This is a genomic window from Brevibacillus laterosporus (assembly GCA_007833815.1).
Taxonomy (GTDB): Bacteria; Bacillota; Bacilli; order Brevibacillales; family Brevibacillaceae; genus Brevibacillus_B; species Brevibacillus_B laterosporus_D.
Genome location: CP033464.1, coordinates 1,341,087 through 1,365,507, shown reverse-complemented (window position 1 = coordinate 1,365,507; position 24,421 = coordinate 1,341,087). Strand labels below are relative to the sequence as shown.

Below are 24,421 nucleotides of genomic sequence, written 5' to 3'. Positions count from 1 at the left end.
AGCGGTCACCTTCCCTTCTACGTATTTCTACGCGCTTTTGCGCAGTTATTTGCTTTCTTCCATATATCTTTTGATTTTTCCATCAAATAAATATAATCTTGTTCCATGAATCAGGAAGGCCGCAATTGCCGTAGGAATTCCCCATACTGCGATCTGAAGCGGTTCGAGCGAGATACCATTCTGTTGGAAAAATCCATGCATTAACAGAACGGCTCCAAAAGCAATAAAAATGTCTTCTCCAAAAAATAAACCTACATTATCCGTAGCTGCCGATTGTGCTTTAATTTTGTCGCTTAGTTCCTTGGGCAGTTGGCCGTGCTTATTTTCGGCTGCTCCTTCTGCCATCGGTGCCACCAATGGGCGTACCATCTGAGCATGTCCACCCAAGCTAGTTAGTCCCATCATGGCAGTCACTTCCCGCACAAACAGATACAAAATCAACAGTCGACCTGTAGTCGCTGCTTTTACTTTACGAATCAATCGTTGCGACTGCTCCTTTAAACCGTACCGCTCCAATAACCCAATAATTGGTAAAGTTAGAATGAACAACGATAAATAGCGATTTTTTTCAAAAGCTTCTCCGAACGTAATAACTATTTGTTCAAACGATAAATTTCCTGCTAGCCCCGTAGCAATTCCCGCCACTGTAACAACAAGTAACGGATTAAAGCGCAAAGCGAAACCGACAATAACGATTAGAATCCCGATCAGTGATAACATGTAAAACCTCCCTTTGTCTGTTGGAATCTACGTGTTCATCTATATCTGGTATAAAACTCTGTTTAGTCGTTACACGTCACTATGTTTGATGTGACACCGTTTCAATCGTGATCTGTTCATTTTCTAACTGTGAACGGATTTGTTTGGCAAAAGATAGGGCGTGAACACCATCGCCGTGAATGCATACTGTATCAGCTTTAATCATGACATCTGTTCCTTGTTGGGAGGTGACTTTGCCCTCTTTAACCATTCGAATGACTTGGCTAACTGCCTCATCCGTGTCAGTTAGAACGGCATTAGGCTGTCGGCGTGAGGTAAGTGATCCATCATTTTGATAGGTACGATCGGCAAAAACCTCATGTGCACTGCGTAAACCAATCTTCTCAGCCGCCTTCACCAATCGACTTCCTGACAAACCGTACAAGATTAGCTCTGTATCTAAGCTATATACAGCTTCTGCTATTGCTTCCGCCAAGCTGTCATTTTGTGCCGCCATATTGTACAAGGCTCCATGTGGCTTTACATGGTGCATAATCCCCCCTTGCGCTTTAACAAAGGCATGTAGGGCTCCCATCTGATATAGCACTATATCATGTGCCTCACGTTGTGAAATGTCCATCGTACGGCGTCCAAAACCGATTAAATCAGGTAAACCTGGGTGTGCTCCAATAGCTACCCCTTTTTCCAGCGCCATTTGAACCGTATGACGCATGGTAGATGGATCTCCTGCATGATAGCCACAGGCGATATTTGCTGAGCTGATGAAAGCCAGAATTTCCTCATCGTTCCCCATCCGATAAGCACCAAAGCTCTCTCCCAAATCACAATTCAAATCTACGCGATACATACTTCCCCTCCTTTTTGTCTTGTGTTCTTTGTGATACGTGTAAATGTCGCGCGATTTGTTCCGCAATTCGGAATAGTGGTTCCATTTTTATATTTTTAATCATTATAGATTTAGTTCAATAGATTGACAAGAAGCAATTTACAGAAAAAACTACCCAGCGTATCGCTAGGTAGTTTTGTTATTCCTTACTATTAGTAAGAGACAAGGCTACACCAACTGTGTCCATTGATGTCGTGGATACTCCTTCTGCCCACCAAGTGAGCGCGAGATTCGTTCAGCCGTTTCCATTGTCTCTTTAATAAGCAAAGGTAATTTATTAGCTTGAAAGCGCACCTCTGGACCTGCAACACTAAGACCAGCCAATAGTTTTCCCCGATGATCAAAAATAGGAGCTGCTACAGAAACAGTCTCATTCTCCAATTCCGAGTAACTAATCGTGTAGTAATTCCTACGGGACTCTTCCAGCTTCTCAACTAACTCTTTACAAGTAGTAATCGTACCTTTTGCGATACGCTCAAATTGAACATTTTCCAAATATTCCTCAATCTCTGCATCTGGTAAAAAAGCTAAAACAATGCGTGAACAAGCCCCTGCATACAGAGGAGAACGTCTCCCCACCTTGGTATATAACCGCACCGGATGCTTGGTATCTAGCTTTTCTATGTAAATGGCATCCACACCATCCTTCATAATGAGATGAACGGCTTCTCCCATCTCATCCCGTAACTGATTCATCCATGGAAGGGCCGTTTGGCGAATATCTAACCGATCCGACACCAGTTGACCGTATTGCAGAAAAGTTAAACCAAGCGCAAAGCGACCGTCCTCATCCTTTCGTAGGAATCCCATCTCCTCCAGTGACCCGACCATACGATGCACAGAGGTCTTAGGTTTCTCGGATAACTCTACTAATTGGGCTAACGTTAAATATGGATGAGTAAGAAATAGAGAAAGTAAATCTAATGCTTTCACCACTGTCTTATTTTTTTGTTGCACCTTCTCCTCATCCTTTCTATATTTATAAGCTACTCATGAAATTTTATATTATTATGACATATCTTATTACAGAGGGAAGTGGTGTGCCAAGCTATTTCGCTATGATAAAACAAAACAAAGTACCCAGAACGGATACTTTATTTTGTCATTTTCTTTATTTGTCTTCATCAGGAATCCATGATAGAACCTAGTAGCTACTCTCCCCTAAGACCCACATACTTATCATATGCTTGAAAAACAGCTCGACTGATGTTCGACGCAGAACGCCCTCCATAACCACCTTCTGGTACAACAACAGCTACTGCCAGCTTAGGTTTATCAGCAGGCGCATAGGCGATAATGACTCCATTGTTGACTCTGGCATGTTTTTGCCATTTGGTAATGGATTCTCCTTTCGTATTCGTAGAAGTCACTGGAACATAAATATCTTGTTCGGACGTACCCGTCTTTGCTGCCACTTGATAGGGAAGACCACGAAATGCATTGACAGAGGTTCCACCTGGTTGTGTTACCTGCACCATTCCGTTACGCAAAATGTTCCAATACGTTTGGGGTTGATCTATTTTATTTAAAATCTTAGGTTTGGGCTGAACAACAATCCTCCCTGCTTCATCTACAATTTTATCTACAAGTTGAGGTTGTAAACGAATACCATTGTTAGCCAAGGTAGCTGCGTATTGAGCCAATTGAACAGTTGTAGCTCGAATCTGTTGCCCAAAAGAAGCCTGCACCATCGCAGCGAGTGGTCCATAGTTCTCATTCATGACCAGATAATCTTCTTTTCCTTTATTCTCACTAGGTAGATCTATTTCGGTTAACACTCCTAATCCGAATTGATGGTAGTATTCCTGCAACAGAGAAACGGCTTTGTTACCCTCCTTTTTGGCAACACCTTCTCCAATCCGTGCCATATATGTATTCGAGGATTTGGCAATTGCCTTAACTGGGTTGAGCACCCCATAATTATGACCGCTATCGTTCTTGACTCGATCGTTTCCACGACCATAATAGTATGTGACCGGATCTGTCCATTGATCGTTTGGTGTAATGATTCCCCCATGTAGGCCAAGCAAAACTGTAACCGGTTTCATGACAGAGCCTGAGGGCACGATTGATTTGGGGTGTTTATTATTTTCCTGTTCCGCCAAAAGGCCTGTTAATGGACGAACATCATACGGGGCTTCACGAATGGTTCCATTGGTAACAGAGTATTTCATCTGCTCATAAGTAGCTTGATCGGGTCCATGCACCCAAACATTAGAATCATATTCAGGATAGCTAACCATCGTAACTACCTTACCTGTGTCCACTTCCATCGCCACGACATAGGCTGTTTTAGCTCCAGCAGCCAATGAAACACTACCTCGTAATTTCGGTAGGAACCCTTTAATGAAATCTCTAGTTTCTGTCTGTACACGCTCATCAATCGTTAAATAGAGACTTTGCCCACGTACGGGAGACTCTTTCTTTACCTCACGTTGCACGGATTGATTGGCTGCCACCTCATACAGACGATAGCCATTTTTCCCACGTAGTTCTTTTTCATAACTACGTTCAATACCGTCTAATCCAACAAGCTGATCAGGAAGATAATTCGTTTGCTCCGTTTTATAAAACGTACTGTTCAGATTTTGGGCCACATGATAGGGACGAACATAGCCAATCGTTTGTACAGCTACCTGCTTAGTGTCGTACTCCCTTATGGATTTTGTTACGACGTCTATCCCTGGCAAATCTTCTCGGTGCTCTTCTAGATAAGCAATCTCTTCGGGTGTAAGGTCATACTTAATTTCTTTTTCCATATACTTAGGGGCATTTCGAGCGATGTCTTTCCGCCGTCCATTCTCCCAAGTAAAGCCTACATCTAGCTTTTTCACAATCGTGCTTTGTGTCATGCCATGTAAGACTTTTTCTAGTTTCCCAGCTAGTTCAACAAGCTCCTGTTGCTTGATACCCTCTGGTTCATGAAAGACTGCTGTAAATGAAGCTCTACTATGTACCAATAGCTTGGCATTGCGATCATAAATATTTCCACGGACTGCGGGGATTGGGTCTTTTTTGAGGGAGCGAGAGCTGAGAACCTTCTCAAACTCGCTTCCCTCCACAATCTGTATTTGGGCCAATCGAAGAATAATCGCCGAAAACAAAAAGAAAGTAACGAGAAAAATCAATTGCATACGTTTTAACCGCTGTTTCTGTTGCAGTTCTTGTTCTGCTTTATCCACAAAAGGCTCACCTTATCTTTCTGCTGTCTATTCACTGGAGTCTCCTCTTACCGCTTGCGAAAAAATTCGTTTTACCTTTGGATCAAGATAATGACTTCCGCCCCGACCTTTTACATTTTCCACCATCATAGTAAGCAATAGCTTGGGTTTATCTACATTAAAAACCGCCATCCAACCATATTCCATTCCGTCCTCACCCTTTTTAGCCTTTAATTCGGCTGTACCTGTTTTACCCGCCACGCGAATACCTGCTGGTTTAGCAAACCGTCCTGTTCCTTGAGGGTTTTCCATTACTTGAATCAAGTCATCTCTAATCAATGCTGCCGTTTCTTTGGACATCACACCTTCTTTCCAATAAGCTTGTGGCTTAGCTTCTTGCTGGATCAAAGTGGGGTAGATCATATTGCCCTCATTTAAAAACGTGCTATACGTCAACGCGAGATGAAGTGGTGTCATCGTAACCTCCCCTTGTCCGTACCCAGAATCAGCTAGCTGAATCTCATTTCTAATCTCTTTGTTAGCTATTTTTGATCTTTTTAATGGATATGTGAGCGGTAAACTTTCACCTATACCAAACTTTTCTGTCCCTTCTAAAAAAACTTGCTGTCCCATCTGTAAAGCGGCTTGCGCGAAATAAATATTATCTGAATACATAAGTGCTTTTTCTAAAGTAACGGGACTGTATGGATCCTTTACTCGCGTTACCTCGTACTTGCCCCATGACGTATCTTTTTGCCAGTGTAATCCCTTGACCAGCATGCCTTGCTCAGGCTGAATACTTCCTTGTTCAAGTCCTATCGCTGCCGTAATAGGCTTAAAGGTAGAGCCCGGTGCGAATCCAATGGCAAAACGATTTAGCAAAGGTTTAGCCGGATTGTTATTTAATTCCGTCCACTGCTTGTTGGATAATCCACGGATAAAAGCATTGGGGTCATACGCTGGTGTACTTAACATAGCTAGTACTTCCCCAGTGAGTGGATGAATAGCCGCTGCTGTTCCTGCATCACCCTTCATTTCCTCGTAAATAGAAAACTGTAGGTCACCATCAATTGTTAGAGAGAGCTTCTGTCCGTCTTGTGCCAGCTTTTTTGCTAACACTTCCTTTTCTTGTCCCTCTTCATCGGCTATAATAATGCGCGCACCTGGAGTACCGTGTAATTGTTCCTCATAGACCTGCTCCACGCCCGCCTTCCCCACCAGATCAGTGGAGCGATAACCTTTTGGTTGATACAGCTTCCATTGTTCTTCACCCATACTGCCGATGTAACCGATCAAATGAGCGGTAGCTTGGCGATAAGGATAGTAACGCACCTCTTTCTTGCGTATCATCAATCCATTAATCTTTTCCAATTGATCCAATCGCTCATCTTCCTTTGCTTGAGTAGCTAATGGAACAAATAACTCCGGCTTTACCCATTTCGCCTTACGTTTTGCGTCAATCTGTTCCATGGTCATATCTAGTAGAGCGGCCGCCTTTTGTTTTTTATCATCTGAGTTATTGTCCCATTTTGCAGGTAATAACCCGATTTCATAAGCAATCCCTGTTGTAGCTAATAGCTTGCCTTGTCGATCTACAATTTCTCCCCGCTGTGGCAGGATTGTTTGGACCCTCACCTTATCTTTCTCCTTCATGCTAGGAAAAATGAGGGATTCGTTCCATTTGATGTACCAATCTTTTTTTCCACTCTGGTTTTCACGCACCATGGTTAGTTGATGTGTAAAGGTGAGTGAACCAGCTACCGTATCCATACTAACTTGATAGGGCAGGTGAATCTCCTCTTTTTCGGTGATGGATTCACGTCCCTTTGATGTATCTTTCATTTGCAAGTGATTTGCTTCCATCCCGTTATAAATGGTCTCATAGCGACCTATGAAATCAGCCTTTGTCATATTCTTTTTTGTATCCATCGATAGTTGCTCGTACATTTGGGCAAAATCCTGTTTACTCCAGCTATCAAGATAATCCCCAAACCGTTTTTCTGCCCGATCCTTTACAACACGTGGGTCATTTTCCATCAAATGGGCATAAATGAAAATGCCTCCTGCCGCAAGAAGGACTCCTATTATTGAAAAAAAGAGTATTCTTTTCATGATAAATCCACTCCCTTCTCTTTAAGATAGGTCATAAGCCTCCCAATAAACATATTGCTTAACCATCAAATCGCTGATAAATCGCTCATATATACATGAGATAACATCCATACATATCAAAATAAGTACACAACAAAAAAACCAGAAGGAAAACGCCGGACTCCTTTCTTTTATAAGAAAGGAAATCGATTGTTTTGCCCTCTGGCTCTTTTGTCTTTTTATAAGTCCAACATATATCCGTACCGCGGTATGGTAATAATTTTATCACCGTACTCGCCCAACCTTTTACGCAAACGGTAAACTAATGCATTAATTTCAGCTCGGCCTACATCTGGCAACCCATCTACTTCGGTAGATGTTCGTTCTGGCCAAACATGTACTTTCATCTCATCATAGCTAACAGCTTGATTTACACGTTCGTACATGAGCATCAACAAATCAATATCTTTTCCCGATAAATAAAGGCGAACTCCATCCAGTAAGATTTCTCTTCTCTCCACATTGATGGTCAAACCTTTCACAACCGTATTCACCGGTGTCATCTCAATCTGTTCAGCCACCTGATCCTTAGTAGCCACCAATGGTCTTATAAACTCCCGCGTTACATCCAATTCATTTTCCAATGTAAAGAAAATAAATTCTGCCTCCCCTTTTGCTAAAGTAATACGATCTCCGTATTGCAAAAGATGCGGGGTATTCTGGAGCGGCTGTCCATTTACCTCAGTGCCATGTTTGCTGTTCAGGTCATAAAGAACGTACTGATCCCTCTCTTGGCGGATGACAGCATGCTGTCTGGATATAAATAAACTGGTAAAAGATAAATCTGGTTGATACGTCGCCCCACGTCTACCAATTGTGCATTCAGTCTCTGTAATGAATTTCTTTACCGTTGTCTGGTTGGAATCTCCCTTTTTAATGAAGAGATATGCTTCTACTCCCAACATGATATCACTCCATATAACAGTTAATCCTTCTCTCTATTATAAACGATTCTGATACGTCAACAAGAGCTGCTTAGTTTGCAGCCCTTGTTCTTTTCATTATCATCCTATTTGTTTTGGGATGGCATTGGTAACATGTTATATTTTTTAAGGATTTGTAATGTAACGTTTTTAGCTTTTACCCCCGAAGAATCTCCTTCTCCATTCACAGTGGTAACAAAGACATAAGGATGTCCCTCTACTTTAACAAAACCTACAAACCAACCAGCTGGCGGTGTGGCACGTGTACCTGTTTTACCATAAAGCGTATATAGATCTTCATCTTGCTGGATAATCATACGTTTAACTGTCTTCATCACTTGTTTGTCAAAAGGTAATTGTTCTTTATATAGCTTCTCTAGAAAATCAGCTTGTTCAAGCGGAGTAATCTTTAATGAACTGTTTAGCCAAAACTTATCAATACCACCACTGATATCCTGATTTCCATATGAAGCTTTATGCAACCATTCTTTCATCTGTTCTGCACCGATATCACGGGCCAACTGCTGATAATACCAGACTGCTGAATGGCGCATCGCCGAACCAAGCGTATGATCCTTGTTCCAGGCATCAAGATCACGCTTCACGCCATCCCAGCGCTTCACAGTATATTCATCGTCCACCGCTTTTACTTGAAGACCAATCAAAGCATTCATGATTTTAAAAGTAGACTGTGGTGCTTGCGATTGTTTCGCTCTTTCTTCATTGAAGATAAATGTCGTATTTTTCTCCAGATCACGTAGGATAAACGCCCCTTCATCGTTCGGGAAAAATTCTTTCACTTCCATTTTGGTCAAATCAACGATCTGTTTTTGCTCTGGTATACTTGCCGGTTTTTGTAGCTCAGACTCCTTTGCCATTACCGAACATCCAGCCATTGCCACACTTAGTAGTAAGACCGCACCATATTTAAATAGGTTCATCATCGACACTCCACTCTATTTTTTATATCACTTTCTATTTGTATATATTTAGAATTGTTCACCATCGCTTCCTGTCTATACCAATATATGCTAATAAGAACGTTGAAAACATGCTTAACTCGTTACAAATCGATGAGAACCTGATGATAAATCCATGATAGGACGCTCAACTTGACTGGCACCTAACGGGATGATACTCTAAACGCGTCTCTTGACCGGAATAAATGAAATAAGTGGAGGTGTATGTGTGGCATGGGACTGCTTCAGGTGACAAACCTTAGCAAAATATATGGAGGAAGAATTCCATATCGGGCTTTAACCGACGTGAATTTTCACATAGAAGAGGGAGAGTTTATTGCCATAATGGGTCCATCTGGTAGTGGCAAAACGACCTTGTTGAATCTTATCGCTACGATTGATATCCCTACCACTGGACATATTTTATTAGATGGTGAAAATCCACATAAAATAAAAAAATCAAAACTAGCACTATTTCGAAGACGCAATCTAGGCTTTGTTTTTCAGGATTATAATCTATTAGATACATTGACGCTGGGCGAAAATATCTTGTTGCCGCTCGCTCTTGATTACTACAAGATTCCTGATATGAAACAAAAATTGGACGAGATATCTACTCAGCTAGAGATTAGTCATATATTACAAAAACGTCCCTACGAGGTGTCAGGTGGTCAGAATCAGCGTGCTGCCATTGCCAGAGCTATCATTCATTCTCCCTCGCTTTTGCTAGCAGACGAGCCTACAGGCAACCTGGACTCCAAATCAGCTCGTATCGTCATGGAAACCTTGCAAAACATTAACATCACAAAGAAAACAACCATGATGATGGTGACACATGATCCTGTAGCAGCTAGTTACTGTGATCGCGTCTTATTTATCAAGGATGGCAAGCTATATAATGAGATTCAGCGTGGAGAAAGCCGTCAGGTGTTCTTCCAACAAATTTTAGATGTTCTTGCGCTTTTAGGGGGAAGTACCTATGACTTTTCTACAGTTCATCGCAACTAATGTGCGGCGTAAATTCAGGTTTTATCTAGCTTACTTTTTAAGTATTACTTTTGTCATTATGATTTATTTTACCTATGGCATGTTTATTTATCATCCAGGAACAGCCACACAAGGTCTACATTACCTGGTGGTTAATGGGATGACTGCAGCCGAAGTAATCATTTTTTGTTTTTCCTTTGCTTTCATTTGGTACTCTACGAATATCTTTCTTAAGATGCGTAAAAAAGAGTTTGCCGTTTTAGCTATACTTGGTATTTCGCGTTGGCAAATTAATTTTATGATATTTATGGAAAACCTGTTGTTAGTCACTTTATCCATGGTGGTTGGTATTGGATTTGGACTGTTATTCTCCAAATCCTTCTTCATATTCGCTGCGGCCATTCTTGATATCGAAGAAATTCCATTTTATATACCTACCGAGGCACTTGTGCTTACGATTGTTTCATTTTATACTGCATTTTTGCTTATCTCTTTGTTTACTTTGTTTACAACGAAGCACCGGAGTATCAAGGTTTTACTTGATGAGTCACGCAAACCTAAAAAGGAGCCTAAAGGTTCCGTTATTTTATCCCTTTTCTCTATCCTTTGCATTGGATCAGCCTACTATATCACGTTTACACTCAAAAACGATATCATTGAAGTGATAAAGTGGATGTTTATTGTCATCCTATTAACCTGTGTTGGTACTTACTTCTTCTACTCACAGTTTGGGGGATTCCTGATTAATTGGGTTAAGAAAACACCAATTCTCTACTGGCGTGGAACCCGAATCATCTGGCTATCTGATCTAGCTTATCGCATTAAGGATAATGCACAAATGTTTTTTATGGTAACGATTGTTTCCACCGTCGCCTTTACTTCGGCAGGAACCCTGATCAGTGTCCTAGGTGTACTTGGTATGGTCAAAGAGACTCTTCCATTAACAGTCGAATATACGTATAACAACCAAAACCAACAAGAGGGTAAAAAGACGAAACAAATAATTGAAAACCATCTAGCTAATTACCATGTAAACTATCAACGCGTAGATGTAGAAGATTTATATTTTACCAAACCCTCACGTGTAGATGTGATAAAAATATCAGCTTATAATCAATTAGCAACGCTTCTAGATCGAGAGACTTATCAAGTCAAGAAGGGAGAGGCTCTTTGGATACGAGCGAACTATTTACCACATGAAGGAACCCCTTTACTTCCTGATCAAAGCGGTAGACCCTTTCGCATTGTAAACAAGGTGGACAAACCCATTCTTTCTTTTCAATGGAATACGTTAGCTGTGTCCGATGAAGACTTTACCAATTTGAAAGAAAAAGCATCCACTAGCTATATGGTTGTAGGTTATGTTGTTCCTGCTTGGAAAAATGATGAACCTATCAATAAAGAGGCGGTAGCCTTTTCCAAAGAAATTAATGAAAAGGTACCCAATCAACATCCCTTAGTGCGTGACGCCTACTATGCTGAAGCTAAGCAGGCCGTTGGTAGTATGTTATTCATAGGCTTATTTGTAGCCGTGATATTCTATGTTTGTGCAGGGAGCTTTTTATACTTCCGACTCTATATGGATCTTGATCGGGATAAACAATACTATCAAACGATCTCTAAGATTGGCTTGTCAGTAGAAGAATGGCAAAAAAGCATGACTGTCCAGATTGCTCTGCTGTTCTTTGTCCCGTTCACATTGGCTATCGTCCACACGTCAGTGGCATTAGTTGGTCTTCAAAAGGTATATGCTAGTAGTACCTTCGTTTTTTCCATCTTTAAAACGTCGATTCTAAGCATTCTGATCTTCTTTGTGCTTCAGCTCGTCTATTTCCTAATTGTTCGCTCTCACTTTTTACAAAAACTAAAAAGACACCTTGTTTAGAGGAATGAAAAAAAACAGCCGATTGCTTTGCTCTTACTGCTACGCAATCGGCTGTTTTTGATTCTCAATTAAAATGAGGCTGTCGCTTTTTCCTTACGTTTAAAACCGTACGTCATTTTTCTCCAAATAAACTCCAAAGGACCTTGTTTGAACTTCAAGAAATACAGGTTACTTAAAATCAACTGAACGATAAGAATGATCATCGCCATGTAGAAGGATTGGACTAACGTATATCCGTTTGACCAACCAAACAGGGAAATCAGAATAGATCCGAATATATTTTGTGTAAAATATGCGGTTAGACCCAGTCGACCGTAATTGGCAAATGGTTTCAAAGCATTAGCCAATCTCTCATTGCGTAGCCCAAGGAATAAACTACTCATGTATAGCAACGCCATTGGATAGGTATCCATACGGGAGAAAAATGGTTGGAGTATTTCTTTTATAGGGTTATCTGTAAAATGGCACCACAGAATACCTACAAAAGGAATGATACTCAGGATGAATGTAATAATCTGTGTACGTCTCAACAGATGTACGTGTTTATCCACTTCCGCTATAATATTTTGTTTACCCACATAGAGTCCCAGTAAAAACATTCCCAAAATGGCAAAAGTATCACTCTTTAAAGAACCGATAAACTCTGGCACTGGAGTACCAAGATATGTTTGTAGGGCAGCAATCCCACTAGCTAATACTGTTGTAGCAAAAAGCCCCATTGACCAACTCAGGATGGTTCGTGCAGACCTACGATAGAAAGGCATCAACACAAATCCCAAAATAGCATAATAGGCTAGAATATCTCCAAACCAGGTAAGCATGTGCAAAATACCAAACAAAAAGAGTGCCGCCAGACGACGGACAAAAAGAATAAACGGTTTATCTCCACGCGCTTCTGCACGACTCATGAATATATAGAAACCAAGTCCAAACAGGAACGAAAAAATACTGAAAAATTTCGTTGTAATGAATAAATTATATAGAAGGCGTAAGGTAGGATCAAAAGCCTGCTGACTTATGCTTTGTCCTTCAATATAAACCATGTAGGCCGGTGCATTCACCAGCAAAATGCCCATTAGAGCAATTCCACGCAAGATATCCATGGAAACGATACGCTCTTTTTTCGTGACCGAAAGTGCGGTCATAAGATATCAATCCTTTCTAAACTCATAGTAGTTGTGTTCTCTAGTAACCTTTGTGTTTATTCTAGTTGTTACTAGATTTTTTACCTATGCAAAAAGATTACATGCCCCTTACATAATTGTAAGGTTTGATTTTTAGACCAGACCCTCAACAAATAAACGAAAAAAGCTCTCTTTCTTACCGATTTGGTAAAGAGAAGAGAACCTTTTCTAGAATTTATATGATTACTAGCTTTTTAAAAAAAGCTGCCCAGGATTTCGCTGGACAGCTTTTCTCTCAAGAAGCTTGATTCTTAAATTGTGTATGATACAGATTATAGTAAAAGCCTTTCTGTTTCAATAATTCTTCATGACTGCCACGCTCGATAATCTCCCCTTGGTTAATTACCAGGATTTGATCCGCTTCCCGAATAGTACTTAAACGGTGGGCAATCACAAAGCTAGTACGACCTTGCATTAATACTTTCAATGCTTTCTGTATTTGCATCTCAGTTCTGGTATCAATACTACTGGTCGCTTCGTCCAGAATCAAAATGGATGGGTCTGCTAGAATTGCCCGTGCAATGGTCAGCAATTGGCGCTGTCCTTGACTGATATTGCTAGCGTCCTCCGTAAGCTTCGTATCGTAGCCTTCTGGCAAGCGTTCAATAAAAGAATGGGCATTCGCCATATGGGCTGCATGCATGACTTGCTCGTCTGTAGCATCAAGTCTACCGTAGCGAATGTTTTCTTTTACAGTACCTGCAAATAGATAGGTATCTTGCAACACCATTCCAATAGATGAACGCAGATTCTCTTTTTCAATCTGACGTACATCCTGCCCATCCACAGTGACACTCCCCTTCTGAACATCGTAGAATCTCATCAATAGATTTACAATTGTTGTTTTTCCTGAACCTGTAGGCCCAACCAACGCGATCATCTGCCCAGGTTCCGCTGTCAGATGAATCCCCTTCAAGACAGGTTCATCCGATTTATAGCCAAAGGTAACATCCTTAAACTCTACTTTGCCTGCCACTTGTTCAAGGGGATGTGCCACCGTTTGATCAGCGAATTCTGGTTCTTCATCCAATACCTCAAATACACGTTCTGCACCAGCAAAAGCTGATTGTAGCATGTTAAATTGATTGGCCATCTCATTTAACGGACGAGCAAACTGCTTAGAGTAATTTAAAAAGGCAGTTATGATCCCGATCGTGATAGCCCCTTGCACAGCCATGTATCCACCAACACATGCAACCAGTGCAAAGCTTAGATTATTAATAGCATTCATCAGTGGGGGAATGATCCCTGAGAACACCTGAGCTTGAGCACCCACTTTTTTCAAACGTTGATTTTTTTCTGCGAATTGCTCGATGGTTTCTTGTTCACGATTAAAAGCTTTAACCACCCGTTGTCCCGAAATCATTTCTTCTATATACCCATTTAATTGACCTAGCTCTGTCTGTTGTTCCAAAAAGAGCTTACGGGTGCGTTCTGCAATTTTTTTGGTAATAAATAAACCAAGTGGAACCACGATGAGACTAACTAACGTTAAAGAAGGGCTTAGCATCAGCATCATTCCAATGGCCCCTATAACGGTAATGAGGCTGGAGAAAATTTGTGTTGTTGCTTGCGAGAGTGTGTTGTTAATATTCTCAACGTCATTGGTTAGACGGCTCATCAAATCACCACGAGGCTTTTCATCAAAAAAGCGCAGAGGCAACGTTTGTACTTTATCAAAAATATCTTTTCGCATATTCTTGACTGTTTTTTGAGACACGCTTGCCATTAAATAGGTTTGTAACCAAGAAGCAAGTGCACCTAAAATATATACGGCAATTAAACCAACAACAATTTTAGCTAATAAAGGAAACTGAACCTGCCCAGTGGTTATTCCCATGCTATCAATGGCCTTTCCAATCAGTAAGGGACCCATCAAAGCAAAGCCAGAACTAGCCAACACTAGAAAAAACACAAAGAATAACGACCATCGCTGCTCCTGTAAATACCTCCATAGCCGCTTAAGGGCCTCCATGGAATTTTTCGGTTTAACAATCGGCATCCCTGTCATTTCTTTTGAACGACCTGGTCTCGATACCCCTCTATTCATCTAGATCGCCTCCTCTCTTACTTGGGAACGATAGATATCCTGATAAACGTCCGAACGTTCTAGCAGCTCTTGGTGAGTTCCGATATCTGTAATCTGTCCGTTGTCTAACACAATGATTTTATCTGCCTCCAGCACGGAGCTAATGCGTTGCGCAACGATAAAACAAGTCGCATGCCCTAATTGTTCTTTTAACGCACTTTGAATACGGGCTTCCGTCGTCAAATCAACCGCACTAGTGCTATCGTCCAAAATAAGAATGTCTGGCTTTGTTAGTAGGGCACGAGCAATAGACAAACGCTGTTTTTGCCCACCCGAAAGATTGACCCCGCGTTGACCGACCACTGTATCATAGCCAGCAGGCAATTTATCAATAAATTCATCAGCTTGAGCTGCCTTTGCTGCGGCTATCACCTGAGCTTCCGAAGCCTCGGGATCACCCCAGCGGATATTGTCGCGAATGGTACCTGAGAACAGTACAGCCTCCTGTAGAACCATTCCGATGTTTTTGCGAAGTTCCTGGAGCTTCAGCTCACGAATATCCGTTCCATCCAATAAAATGCGACCTTCCGTCACATCATAAAAACGCGGAAGTAGATTGACCAACGTAGATTTACCTGAACCTGTAGCACCCAAGATAGCAATTCTTTCTCCTGGAGTAGCCGTAAACGATAAGTCTTTCAGTACTGGCTCACCACTAGCTCCCGTATATTGAAAGGATACATTGTCGAATTCAACTTTTCCTGTATGCGCTTGAACGTTTTTTTGCCCAACATCTTTAATGGTGGTTTTGGTATCCATTACCTCCACGATCCGATCGGCAGATACTTTCGCCCGTGACACCATCATCAACATCATTCCAGCCATCATTAACGCGAACAAAATTTGCGTCATGTAGTTTGTAAAAGCAATTACTTCTCCAAGCTGCATGTTACCTACATTCACTTGAAAACCACCAAACCAGATAATCGCGACAATACTTATATTCATTAACAACATCATAATCGGCATCATCAAGGCCATTGTCCGTGCAGCCTTTACAGATACATCAGCTAACTGCTCATTCTCTGTTTGAAAACGTTCCTTTTCATAATCAGAACGAACAAAAGCTTTTACTACCCTTACTCCCGCCAAATTTTCTCGTGTAACTCCGTTTACTTTATCCAAACTAGCCTGCACTTTTTTAAACAAAGGAAAGCCCTTTTTGATGATTAAAGCAAGCGCTATTATTAGAAGAGGTACCGTCACAAGCAACACAAGGGCCATTTTGGCATTCAGTGAAAAAGCCATGATTATCCCACCTATAAACAGAAGCGGAAATCGTGTTAACATGCGTAACATCATCAATACCACGGTTTGTACCTGCGTTACATCATTAGTAAGTCGGGTAATTAAAGAGGAGGTTTTGAACTGATCCAGTTTGTCAAAAGAAAAGCTCTGTATATGGCTAAACAGATCTTGTCTTACATCTGCACCAAAATTTTGGGAAGCGATACTGGCAAAGTAAATACAGCCTACTCCGCCAACAATCCCCAAAAGGGCAACCCCCACCATAATCATCCCTGTTTGGATGATGTAATTTACGTCTCCATTCGCGATACCTCGGTCTATAATATGAGCCATCAGCGTCGGCTGGAGTAAATCCATAACAACCTCAAGAAACATTAGCACAATAGCTGCTGCCGCATATTTCTTGTAAGGTAGAATATACGTAAAAAGTTTACCCATACGCTTAGCATCCCCTCTGGCAATTTATTTTGTTAGCTACATAAAAATCTATTTCTGAGCTCATTCCGTTAAATTACGATGCATATGTGTTAAAAATCGTCGAAGCAAGACTTTCTCCTCATCCCGAAAACCCTCAAAACATTTTTTCTCAATCTCTTTAATAACTTCTTCTATCCGTTCTAATTTCTCTCTTCCCAGTTCAGTCAAATAAACCCGAGAAGCTCTTAAATCATCTGGGTCAGGTTGACGTTCAATCAAGCCAGATTTCTCCATGCGATTAAGCATGACCGTTATCGTTGCTGCCTTTACCTTCATCTTATGGACCAGTTCTTTTTGTACCCTTCCATTTTTCTTTTTCAGCAGAAATAAAACCGGCAATTGTCCCGGATAGATTCCCACTTCATGAGACATTTGCCACATTTGATAATTATACGTTCGCACCACGCGCGATAATAACAGTTCTAGAGAATCTAGATAAGGGGTCTCTTCCACACTTCTCACCTCATTTAGTTAGCCAGCTATATATTATGATAAACAGGATTATACTCCCTCATTAGTTAAGGTGCAAGTTCTGGCTTGCCAAGAAGCAATTGGTATATATAACCTTTCAACCAAAAAAGGACTCGACATACCTATATCTAGGCAGAATCGATTCCTCTATATTCTGGTTATTCTTTAGTCTTCATAGCTAACGTTATCTCTTTTGTTACTCTCTATCCTTTTGCCGCATTTATCTTATTTCTCCTCCTCTTGCTCATCAAAAAAAAGACAACTACCGCTATTACAGGAAGAAAAATCAGGAGATATTTACTATATTCAGCAATCAGGTACCCTACTGAAGCAGCGTTGCTCCCTAAAAAGTGTCCGAGGATAAAAAATAATAATGTCCAAAGAAATCCAGTCGTAAAGGAGAATAAAGCATACCGACGAAAAGACATTTTGCTAATCCCGACTAAATACGGTACTACATGGCGTACAACCGGTAGAAAATAACTAATCACCAACGCCTGACTCCCATACTTTTGCAAGAGATGTTCCGCTCGTACAATATAAATATCCATGTGCTTTTTACGCCGAATGCGATCTATCACCGGAACGCCAACCTTATATCCTAAGACATATCCAAGAGACAGCCCGGAAATAACCCCTAAATAGGTGACCAAAAACGCCGGAACTGTATGTAGAATACCAAACGATCCAACCATACCGCCCGTCATGACAATTACTTCATCTGGAATCGGCATACCAACAATGCCTAACCATAGGGCAAAAAACAAAGCAAAATAGCCATATTGATTAATTAACTCAAGTATCGTGTCCAACTGCACGTAATAACCTCCTGAATTCATGAGAGCAAAGAAGGGAACAAATCTGGATGTAACTCTGTCATTTTTGCTTATAGCTATATGATATCCAACAATTCTTATCTTTTTTATCACAGAGTTCTAAAGAATTTCTTACATATTCTCTGAAGGATCATCCTGAATCATACTCCCATGCTCCTTGTAACAGGTAAACGCACACAACATGTAGTACCCTTATGCACATCGCTCTCGACCTGCACCTCTCCATCATGTGCTTCTACGATGGCTTTTACGATAGCCAGTCCAATTCCTGCCCCACCTGATTTACGACTACGTGACTTTTCACCACGATAAAATCGTTCAAAGATATAGGGTAGCTCTTCTTTCTTGATTCCAACTCCTGTATCTATTACTTGGATAACAATATCTGACTGTTGTTCCTTGATTGTAACGTGAACTTCTCCATATTCGGGGGTATATTTATATGCATTGCTTAGTAGATTCGTAAAAACCTGCAACAGTCTACGATAGTCAGCATTCAAAATGACCTCTTTCTGTGAAGGTGGAACGTAGCTAATCCTTTTATTGTCCCATAACTCTGCAATACTTTTTTGTGCTTCCGATATGATCTCGGATAAGTTAACCTGATCCTTTTGCAACCGAAGCATGGGGTTCTCAGCTTCCGTCAATTTCTCCAAATCCCGAATCAGCAGAACAAGCTGCAGGGTCTGTTCCTGACAAATTCGTAATTTGTCTGTGGTCGGTTCCCATACACCATCTTCAAAAGCTTCCATATAGCTTTGAATCGTAGCAAGAGGCGTCCGCAGCTCATGGGCAATATCTGCTGTTAAATTTTTGCGTAATCTCTCTTGTTTTTGCAAGCTTTCTGCCAAATGATTCAGTGCCTGACCAAGTTCCTGTATTTCTCCATGTAACGTGCCTGTTTCAACTCGTGCTGTGAGATCTCCTGTCCGCATTCGATTGGCTTTTTCCTTAATATGAAGTAGTGGATGGCTAATACCGCGAGAGATACGAACACTGTAATAATAAACGCCAACAATGACAAAGAGGAGCGCTACTCCGACCATCCCATTGAATCTGGTAATGAATTCTCGCTCCTGTAGTTGAAATTGTCCATCGGAAAGCGAAACATGTAACGTACCTACCTGCCGGTCCGCAATGATGATAGGAGTAGAGTAGGTTGACTGAGGAAGCGCATCTTCTACGGCACAGGAATGACCTGAATGCGAGCTACTCATATGCATGCCCATCGTGGTAGAGTCCCAGATAAGTCTACCTTCTGCATCAAGTAAAATGACAGTCATCTCCCGTTGCATGGCCCGATGTGCTGTCCCCATAAGCATATGTTTATTCCATCCATTCATTTCTACATAAGATTCAGTCAGGTCTTTTAGGATCGCATCCGCCTCTCCTTTAAGCTGATTCTCTACGTATTTTCCAAACGTAAAAGAAACAGAGATATTAACAATAATGATGATGACTAACAGTGAAATGAGTGCAACACCAAGATGGGAGAAGAATAGCTTTCGTTTCATTCCTCTATGCTTCATCGCGGTTCACCATAAATTTATAGCCGACACCAAACACTGTTGAAATAAAGGAGGGGTGTTTGGGATCATCATGTAATTTTTGCCTTACGTTTTTGATGTGTACATCAATGGTTCGTTCGTACCCATCAAATCCATACCCCTGTATCTGGTTAACCAATTCCAGACGACTAAACACTCTTTTGGGTTGACTAGCTAATGTATACAGCAGTTTGAATTCAATTGGAGTTAGTGTGATGATAGCCTGATCTAGCGTGACCTGATGTAATTCTGGTTCCACACAAAGGCGTTTTTTCAGAAAGGTAAGGACGTGCTCTTGTTTCTTTGTAGTGTTTGTCCGTCTCAGTAAAGTAATAACCCGGGCTACTAACTCCCGTGGGCTAAACGGTTTAATGACATAATCGTCGGCTCCCATTAATAGTCCATTAATTTTGTCATCCTCACTACTTTTTGCTGTCAGCATGATAATAGGAGTATCCGATATTTTCCGTAACTGGCGGCATATGTCCTCACCCGACATATCAGGTAACATCAAATCTAAAATCAGGAGATCCGGCTGTAAAAGTTGATGGAGCTGGAGGGCTATCTCACCCGTCTCTGCTACGTATACGATGTAACCGCTCCTCTCAAGATAGGCACGAATCACTTGCAAAATATTTTCTTCATCATCAACAACCAATATCTTTTGTTGATTCATTATTCCTTCACCCGCCTTGCTTACTATGTGCAAAAATGCACAAGTAGGCAGCCCCTCCTTTACGGAAAGTCTGCCTTATCCTGTTTTCTTCTTTTATTATAAGCGATTATTTACGATTTGAGTTCTGATCTTCATCATTCTTCATCATTCTATTATGCATGCCATTTGGTCCGTGACACGTTTCGTACATAGAAGAGATTTGTGCATCTGTCATTTGTGGATGCATTTGTTGCATGAAGGGACGCATCTGCTCAAATTCTTTTTGATCTGGTGTTACCTGTGACGTACTTGCGTATACCCCTGTACCTATCCCCAAGACTAGTGCAAGTGATGTTAGAGTGAAGATCATTTTTTTCATATTTGTTCCTCCCCTTTTTTTTCTAGCATACGAAAAAGAAGTGTGGAACTTATGTAGTAAATATAAAGAAGTTATGAAGAGCATTTTATGTGCATATAGATAGGACCTGACAGGAAAAAATCAACATTATAGTTAGACCCTTGACAAAAATAAACAATAACATTATTATACTTGTAATTAGTAAGTAACTAAATATTATCCGAAAGGGGATAAACAAAAGTGGTAAACAAACAACAGCTTGGCGCACTCATTCTTCGTGTTGTACTAGGTTTAACCTTCTTGCTACACGGTCTTGATAAATTCCAGGGGGGCATTGAAAACATTGTAGGATTTTTCGAAAGTATCGGCCTACCAGGCTTCCTAGCTTATGTAGTCGGAACCATCGAATTAGTAGGAGGTATTCTATTAATTCTAGGACTAGGAACTCGTGTCATTTCATTTTTACTCATGGTCATTATGGTAGGAGCTACCTTAAAAGTAAAATTGGCAGCTGGTTTCATAGGTGGCTATGAATTTGATCTAGCACTCTTCACAATGGGGCTATATCTTACATTGAATGGCAGTAGTATGGCAGCCGTAGACAGCTTACTTCCTTATGGGAAAAAAGAGAGCGCGTAAATTGCTGTACTAACGCTTTTCCTAACATAAGAGAACATTTCTTTTTGTATGCAAAAGCCTGGAGTTATATGCTCCAGGCTTTTATTAATGAAATATTGAATCGATAACCCTCTACGCCCTTGCTTTGTACAACAAATAAAGGAAGTATGGTCCCCCTATAATAGCAACCACTATACCTACAGGAAGTTCCGCAGGTGAGAATACGGTCTTGGCAATAAAATCAGACACTAGAACCAACAGCATTCCCATCAAAGCAGACATGGGCAATATACGTGCATGATGATTTCCTACTAGAGCTTTGGCAATATGCGGAGCCATTAATCCAATGAAACCAATGCTACCTGACACAGATACACATGCACTAATGATCCCGACACTAGCAAGTAAGAGCACCATTTTTTCTTTTTCTGTAGACACACCTAGTCCTCTAACGCTACCTTCATCTAGCTGCAATAAATTTAAGATGTTGGCTTTACGGAAAAGGATCGGGATAAACAGGATAAACCAAGGTAGCATAGCCAGAATATAGATCCAGTTTGCACTCCAAATACTACCTGTCATCCAAACCGTTGCCATCTCAAAATCCTTTGCGTCCATGCGTAGAGACAGATAGAGAGTAAACGCCCCTAACCCCGTCCCAACGGCGATCCCAACTAAGATAAGACGTTGTGGGTCTAATTTTCCCTTTTGCCAAGCAAATAGATAGATTAGCAAGGCAGAGAGTAAGCCCCCCACCAAACCAAACAAAGGCATGGCTAATGTTGTCAACAAGCCGTTGCCACCCATTTTCCCTTCAAACAGATAGATAAATAATACAATAGTGGCCCCTGCACCAGCATTAATGCCTAGTATTCCGGGATCAGCAAGTCCATTTCGCGTAATTGCCTGAACAACGGTACCCGCCAAACCTAGTCCCATACCAACAAGCGCCGCAATCACAATACGAGGTAAACGAAATTCAAAAATCACCAGATCAAATTCAGGTTTAGGATCATTACGCAGTAGTGTGTTTATTACGTCTTTGATCGTCATATCAAATTCGCCATTTGTAACACTGACATAAATCGCTACCAATCCAAGAAAAATGCTTGTTACAACAACCATCCAGAAACGAGCCGTTGACTTCTTGGCAAAAGCATGCGATTTTTTTTTGCTAGGAACCATGTTTTTCTCCCCCTTTTTTAACAATCAAATAGAGGAAGAATGGGATACCAAACAACGAGGTAACCACCCCGATTGGTGTTTCAAAGGGGTAATTAATAAAGCGGCTAATGATATCGCAAAATGCTAAGGATATACCACCAATCACTGCTGAACAGGGTAGGACCCAACGATAATCTATTCCTACCAAAAAACGAGCAATATGTGGAACGATTAGTCCAACAAACCCAATCTTACCTACTAAGGCAACAGAAATACCGGTCAAAATCACAACAGTCAGCATAGTCAGCCCTTTAATCAAAGCTGTACGCTGTCCTAAATTAACCGCTAACTCTTCTCCTAATGACAGGATCGTAATGGATTTAGACAAAAATAACGCAAGCAAAATACCAACTAGAGCAAACGGAATTGCTAATGTAATCAATCCTGGATCAATCTGATGTAATCTCGCGTTATACCAAAAACTAACGTTCTGCGATATTTGATAATAAGTGGATAAGGCTTGCGATATGCTACTTAGGACTGTTCCAATAACTGTTCCAATAATAGCCAATCTGACTGGGGTCATTCCATTGGGTAGTAGGGAAGCAAAACCAAAAACAATTCCTACCCCTATCGCTGAACCAACCAGGGAATACAAAATCATGTGCAGGGAAGATGTGTTTGGCATAAAGATCATACACACCGTAATAACAAATGCTGAGCCATCTGATACCCCCATAATAGAGGGAGATGCCAGAAAGTTTCTGGTCATCCCCTGCATCAGGGCTCCCGATATCGCTAAAAATGCACCAATCAGTAGTGAACCTATTGCTCTTGGCAATCTGGAATGCATAATAATCTGATGATCAACATTACCGGAATCGAACTGAAAAATGGCATCCTGTATTGTGCTTATCTCTATGTTCTTAGCGCCATAGAAGATGGATAGTGCCATCAAGAGCACAATAAAAACCGGTGACGTCAACAAAATGATAACTGGTATTGATTTTTTTACTCTCATAGCACTCTTCTCGCCTTTTTATCTACTTGGACAGCTTTTCCACCGCAGCTTTCAAGAAGTTGATTTTGCTCCATGCTGTACCACCTTGTGCAAGTGGATCTACTACATTCACGTAGACATGACCATTTTTCACGGCACTCATGCTTTGCCAGATCGGATTTTTCTCCATATCTTCTAAATATTTAGGTTGATCTTTGTTTTCATCCGGTGAAAATTGCACGAAGATATAATCTGGATTTATTTCACTAAATTTTTCTAAAGACACAATCTCTTGTGCTTTTGCTGCTTTAACTTCTGCCGGTGCAGTAAAACCTAATTCTGCATACAAGGATGGGTTAAAGAACACCTTCTCTGGGTAAATATTGATATTGCCTTGACGAAGACGTATCGCTACCACTTTTTTATCCTTTAGCTTATCGCCCAAAGACGCTTTTGCCGCTACTACGCTTTCTTTGTATTTCTTAAGCTCATTTTCTGCCTCTGCTTGCTTACCTGTTAATTCAGCCAACAGGTGCAAGTTGGCTTCCCAATTGCTTGAGATATGAGAAACTGGGAACGTTGGCGCAATTTTACCAAATTTCTCATATACTTCCGGCTTAAATTTTGACGATCCCAGGATCACATCTGGTTTTAATTTCAGGATGGTTTCCATATTTGGTTGCATTTTTTCACCAATGGATTCTGCTGAACCAGTAATACTAGCAAAAATATCTGGGAACTTTCCACCTACAGATATCGCACCTACTGGTTGTACACCTAGAACCACAGCATCCTCCATAGATTCCATACTACCTGTAATGACAATGCGTTCTGTCTTAGCTGGAATTTTATATTCCTGATCAAGATACTTGACCGTTCTTGTTTCGCCTGTTGCTGATTCTGATGCTTTTTGACTGTCGCCACTAGTAGCTGCCGTACTTTGTGCATTGGTAGGTGCTGTTGTCTCTGTTTTCGCACCGCAAGCTGTTACCATGAGAGCCAAAAAGGCTACTAGCCCTACTCCAAGATATTTACGTTTATTCATGTTTATAATGTCCCCTCTCGATAAGACCAGCTGAAATATTTGATAATAATTCTCATT

At 41.0% G+C, this 24,421-nt stretch carries 21 protein-coding genes; 3 read left to right on the top strand and 18 right to left on the bottom strand.

What is annotated here, in order from left to right:
• Positions 1-45: 45 nt before the first annotated feature.
• From EEL30_07875 to blaOXA, 7 genes are all read right to left on the bottom strand, one after another.
• Positions 46-720, bottom strand: coding sequence for a DUF969 domain-containing protein (locus tag EEL30_07875; GenBank protein ID QDX92280.1), 675 nt, complete (start codon positions 718-720; stop codon positions 46-48).
• A gap of 79 nt (positions 721-799) precedes the next feature.
• Positions 800-1,567 carry a 5-oxoprolinase subunit PxpA gene (pxpA, locus tag EEL30_07870; GenBank protein QDX92279.1) on the bottom strand — a complete coding sequence of 256 codons (768 nt, stop codon included), beginning with the start codon at positions 1,565-1,567 and terminating at the stop codon, positions 800-802.
• Positions 1,568-1,774: 207 nt separating this feature from the next.
• Positions 1,775-2,563: an IclR family transcriptional regulator gene (locus tag EEL30_07865; protein QDX92278.1), complete on the bottom strand. Its 789-nt coding sequence runs from the start codon at positions 2,561-2,563 to the stop codon at positions 1,775-1,777.
• A 194-nt stretch (positions 2,564-2,757) separates the two neighbouring features.
• Entirely contained in the window at positions 2,758-4,788 is a 2,031-nt protein-coding gene (locus tag EEL30_07860) for a penicillin-binding protein (GenBank protein QDX92277.1), read from the bottom strand.
• 27 nt (positions 4,789-4,815) lie between these two features.
• The gene (locus tag EEL30_07855) at positions 4,816-6,879 is read right to left on the bottom strand and encodes a penicillin-binding transpeptidase domain-containing protein (GenBank protein ID QDX92276.1); all 2,064 of its coding nucleotides are present in this window, start codon (positions 6,877-6,879) and stop codon (positions 4,816-4,818) included.
• 218 nt (positions 6,880-7,097) lie between these two features.
• Entirely contained in the window at positions 7,098-7,823 is a 726-nt protein-coding gene (locus EEL30_07850; protein QDX92275.1) for an FHA domain-containing protein, read from the bottom strand.
• A 104-nt stretch (positions 7,824-7,927) separates the two neighbouring features.
• Positions 7,928-8,782, bottom strand: coding sequence for a class D beta-lactamase (gene blaOXA / locus EEL30_07845; protein QDX92274.1), 855 nt, complete (start codon positions 8,780-8,782; stop codon positions 7,928-7,930).
• Positions 8,783-9,034: 252 nt separating this feature from the next.
• On the opposite strand from blaOXA, the gene EEL30_07840 reads away from it, so the two are divergent.
• A complete protein-coding gene (locus EEL30_07840) occupies positions 9,035-9,808 on the top strand; it encodes an ABC transporter ATP-binding protein (protein QDX92273.1) in 774 nt (257 codons plus the stop codon).
• Positions 9,780-11,672 carry an ABC transporter permease gene (locus EEL30_07835; protein ID QDX92272.1) on the top strand — a complete coding sequence of 631 codons (1,893 nt, stop codon included), beginning with the start codon at positions 9,780-9,782 and terminating at the stop codon, positions 11,670-11,672. The genes EEL30_07840 and EEL30_07835 overlap by 29 nt, the downstream gene beginning before the upstream one ends.
• 68 nt (positions 11,673-11,740) lie before the next feature.
• On the opposite strand, the gene EEL30_07830 is transcribed toward EEL30_07835, so the two are convergent.
• The 8 genes from EEL30_07830 to EEL30_07795 all read right to left on the bottom strand — a co-directional run bounded on the left by EEL30_07830 (position 11,741) and on the right by EEL30_07795 (position 20,558).
• Positions 11,741-12,817 (bottom strand): DUF418 domain-containing protein, encoded by a 1,077-nt coding sequence (locus EEL30_07830; protein QDX92271.1) that lies wholly within the window; start codon positions 12,815-12,817, stop codon positions 11,741-11,743.
• A gap of 274 nt (positions 12,818-13,091) precedes the next feature.
• On the bottom strand, positions 13,092-14,906 hold the full coding sequence (locus tag EEL30_07825; GenBank protein QDX92270.1) for an ABC transporter ATP-binding protein: 1,815 nt from the start codon (positions 14,904-14,906) through the stop codon (positions 13,092-13,094).
• Positions 14,907-16,631 carry an ABC transporter ATP-binding protein gene (locus EEL30_07820; GenBank protein QDX92269.1) on the bottom strand — a complete coding sequence of 575 codons (1,725 nt, stop codon included), beginning with the start codon at positions 16,629-16,631 and terminating at the stop codon, positions 14,907-14,909.
• 60 nt (positions 16,632-16,691) lie between these two features.
• Positions 16,692-17,123: a MarR family transcriptional regulator gene (locus tag EEL30_07815; GenBank protein QDX92268.1), complete on the bottom strand. Its 432-nt coding sequence runs from the start codon at positions 17,121-17,123 to the stop codon at positions 16,692-16,694.
• Positions 17,124-17,344: 221 nt separating this feature from the next.
• Positions 17,345-17,959: a DedA family protein gene (locus EEL30_07810; protein ID QDX92267.1), complete on the bottom strand. Its 615-nt coding sequence runs from the start codon at positions 17,957-17,959 to the stop codon at positions 17,345-17,347.
• Between the two features lie 158 nt (positions 17,960-18,117).
• Entirely contained in the window at positions 18,118-19,506 is a 1,389-nt protein-coding gene (locus EEL30_07805; protein QDX92266.1) for a HAMP domain-containing protein, read from the bottom strand.
• Positions 19,496-20,200 (bottom strand): DNA-binding response regulator, encoded by a 705-nt coding sequence (locus EEL30_07800; GenBank protein ID QDX95702.1) that lies wholly within the window; start codon positions 20,198-20,200, stop codon positions 19,496-19,498. The genes EEL30_07805 and EEL30_07800 overlap by 11 nt, the downstream gene beginning before the upstream one ends.
• A gap of 106 nt (positions 20,201-20,306) precedes the next feature.
• Positions 20,307-20,558 carry a hypothetical protein gene (locus tag EEL30_07795; GenBank protein QDX92265.1) on the bottom strand — a complete coding sequence of 84 codons (252 nt, stop codon included), beginning with the start codon at positions 20,556-20,558 and terminating at the stop codon, positions 20,307-20,309.
• Between the two features lie 219 nt (positions 20,559-20,777).
• Here EEL30_07795 and EEL30_07790 point away from each other — a divergent pair, with 219 nt between their 5' ends.
• Positions 20,778-21,176 carry a DoxX family protein gene (locus EEL30_07790; GenBank protein ID QDX92264.1) on the top strand — a complete coding sequence of 133 codons (399 nt, stop codon included), beginning with the start codon at positions 20,778-20,780 and terminating at the stop codon, positions 21,174-21,176.
• A gap of 111 nt (positions 21,177-21,287) precedes the next feature.
• On the opposite strand, the gene EEL30_07785 is transcribed toward EEL30_07790, so the two are convergent.
• The 3 genes from EEL30_07785 to EEL30_07775 are packed head-to-tail and all read right to left on the bottom strand — an operon-like array spanning position 21,288 to position 24,364.
• Positions 21,288-22,340 (bottom strand): iron ABC transporter permease, encoded by a 1,053-nt coding sequence (locus tag EEL30_07785; protein ID QDX92263.1) that lies wholly within the window; start codon positions 22,338-22,340, stop codon positions 21,288-21,290.
• Positions 22,330-23,340, bottom strand: a complete 1,011-nt coding sequence (locus tag EEL30_07780) for an iron ABC transporter permease (protein QDX92262.1) — start codon at positions 23,338-23,340, stop codon at positions 22,330-22,332. Before EEL30_07780 ends, EEL30_07785 begins: the two co-directional genes overlap by 11 nt.
• Before the next feature lie 22 nt (positions 23,341-23,362).
• Positions 23,363-24,364: an iron-uptake system-binding protein gene (locus EEL30_07775; GenBank protein QDX92261.1), complete on the bottom strand. Its 1,002-nt coding sequence runs from the start codon at positions 24,362-24,364 to the stop codon at positions 23,363-23,365.
• Positions 24,365-24,421 lie beyond the last annotated feature (57 nt).

Excerpts from the sequence above, each read along its gene's own strand:
- EEL30_07875 (QDX92280.1), bottom strand. The coding sequence starts at position 720 with ATGTTATCACTGATCGGGATTCTAATCGTTATTGTCGGTTTCGCTTTG.
- pxpA (QDX92279.1), bottom strand. The coding sequence starts at position 1,567 with ATGTATCGCGTAGATTTGAATTGTGATTTGGGAGAGAGCTTTGGTGCT.
- EEL30_07855 (QDX92276.1), bottom strand. The coding sequence starts at position 6,879 with ATGAAAAGAATACTCTTTTTTTCAATAATAGGAGTCCTTCTTGCGGCA.
- EEL30_07850 (QDX92275.1), bottom strand. The coding sequence starts at position 7,823 with ATGTTGGGAGTAGAAGCATATCTCTTCATTAAAAAGGGAGATTCCAAC.
- blaOXA (QDX92274.1), bottom strand. The coding sequence starts at position 8,782 with ATGAACCTATTTAAATATGGTGCGGTCTTACTACTAAGTGTGGCAATG.
- EEL30_07840 (QDX92273.1), top strand. The coding sequence starts at position 9,035 with ATGGGACTGCTTCAGGTGACAAACCTTAGCAAAATATATGGAGGAAGA.
- EEL30_07835 (QDX92272.1), top strand. The coding sequence starts at position 9,780 with ATGACTTTTCTACAGTTCATCGCAACTAATGTGCGGCGTAAATTCAGG.
- EEL30_07830 (QDX92271.1), bottom strand. The coding sequence starts at position 12,817 with ATGACCGCACTTTCGGTCACGAAAAAAGAGCGTATCGTTTCCATGGAT.
- EEL30_07825 (QDX92270.1), bottom strand. The coding sequence starts at position 14,906 with ATGAATAGAGGGGTATCGAGACCAGGTCGTTCAAAAGAAATGACAGGG.
- EEL30_07820 (QDX92269.1), bottom strand. The coding sequence starts at position 16,631 with ATGGGTAAACTTTTTACGTATATTCTACCTTACAAGAAATATGCGGCA.
- EEL30_07805 (QDX92266.1), bottom strand. The coding sequence starts at position 19,506 with ATGAAGCATAGAGGAATGAAACGAAAGCTATTCTTCTCCCATCTTGGT.
- EEL30_07800 (QDX95702.1), bottom strand. The coding sequence starts at position 20,200 with ATGAATCAACAAAAGATATTGGTTGTTGATGATGAAGAAAATATTTTG.
- EEL30_07795 (QDX92265.1), bottom strand. The coding sequence starts at position 20,558 with ATGAAAAAAATGATCTTCACTCTAACATCACTTGCACTAGTCTTGGGG.
- EEL30_07785 (QDX92263.1), bottom strand. The coding sequence starts at position 22,340 with ATGGTTCCTAGCAAAAAAAAATCGCATGCTTTTGCCAAGAAGTCAACG.
- EEL30_07780 (QDX92262.1), bottom strand. The coding sequence starts at position 23,340 with ATGAGAGTAAAAAAATCAATACCAGTTATCATTTTGTTGACGTCACCG.
- EEL30_07775 (QDX92261.1), bottom strand. The coding sequence starts at position 24,364 with ATGAATAAACGTAAATATCTTGGAGTAGGGCTAGTAGCCTTTTTGGCT.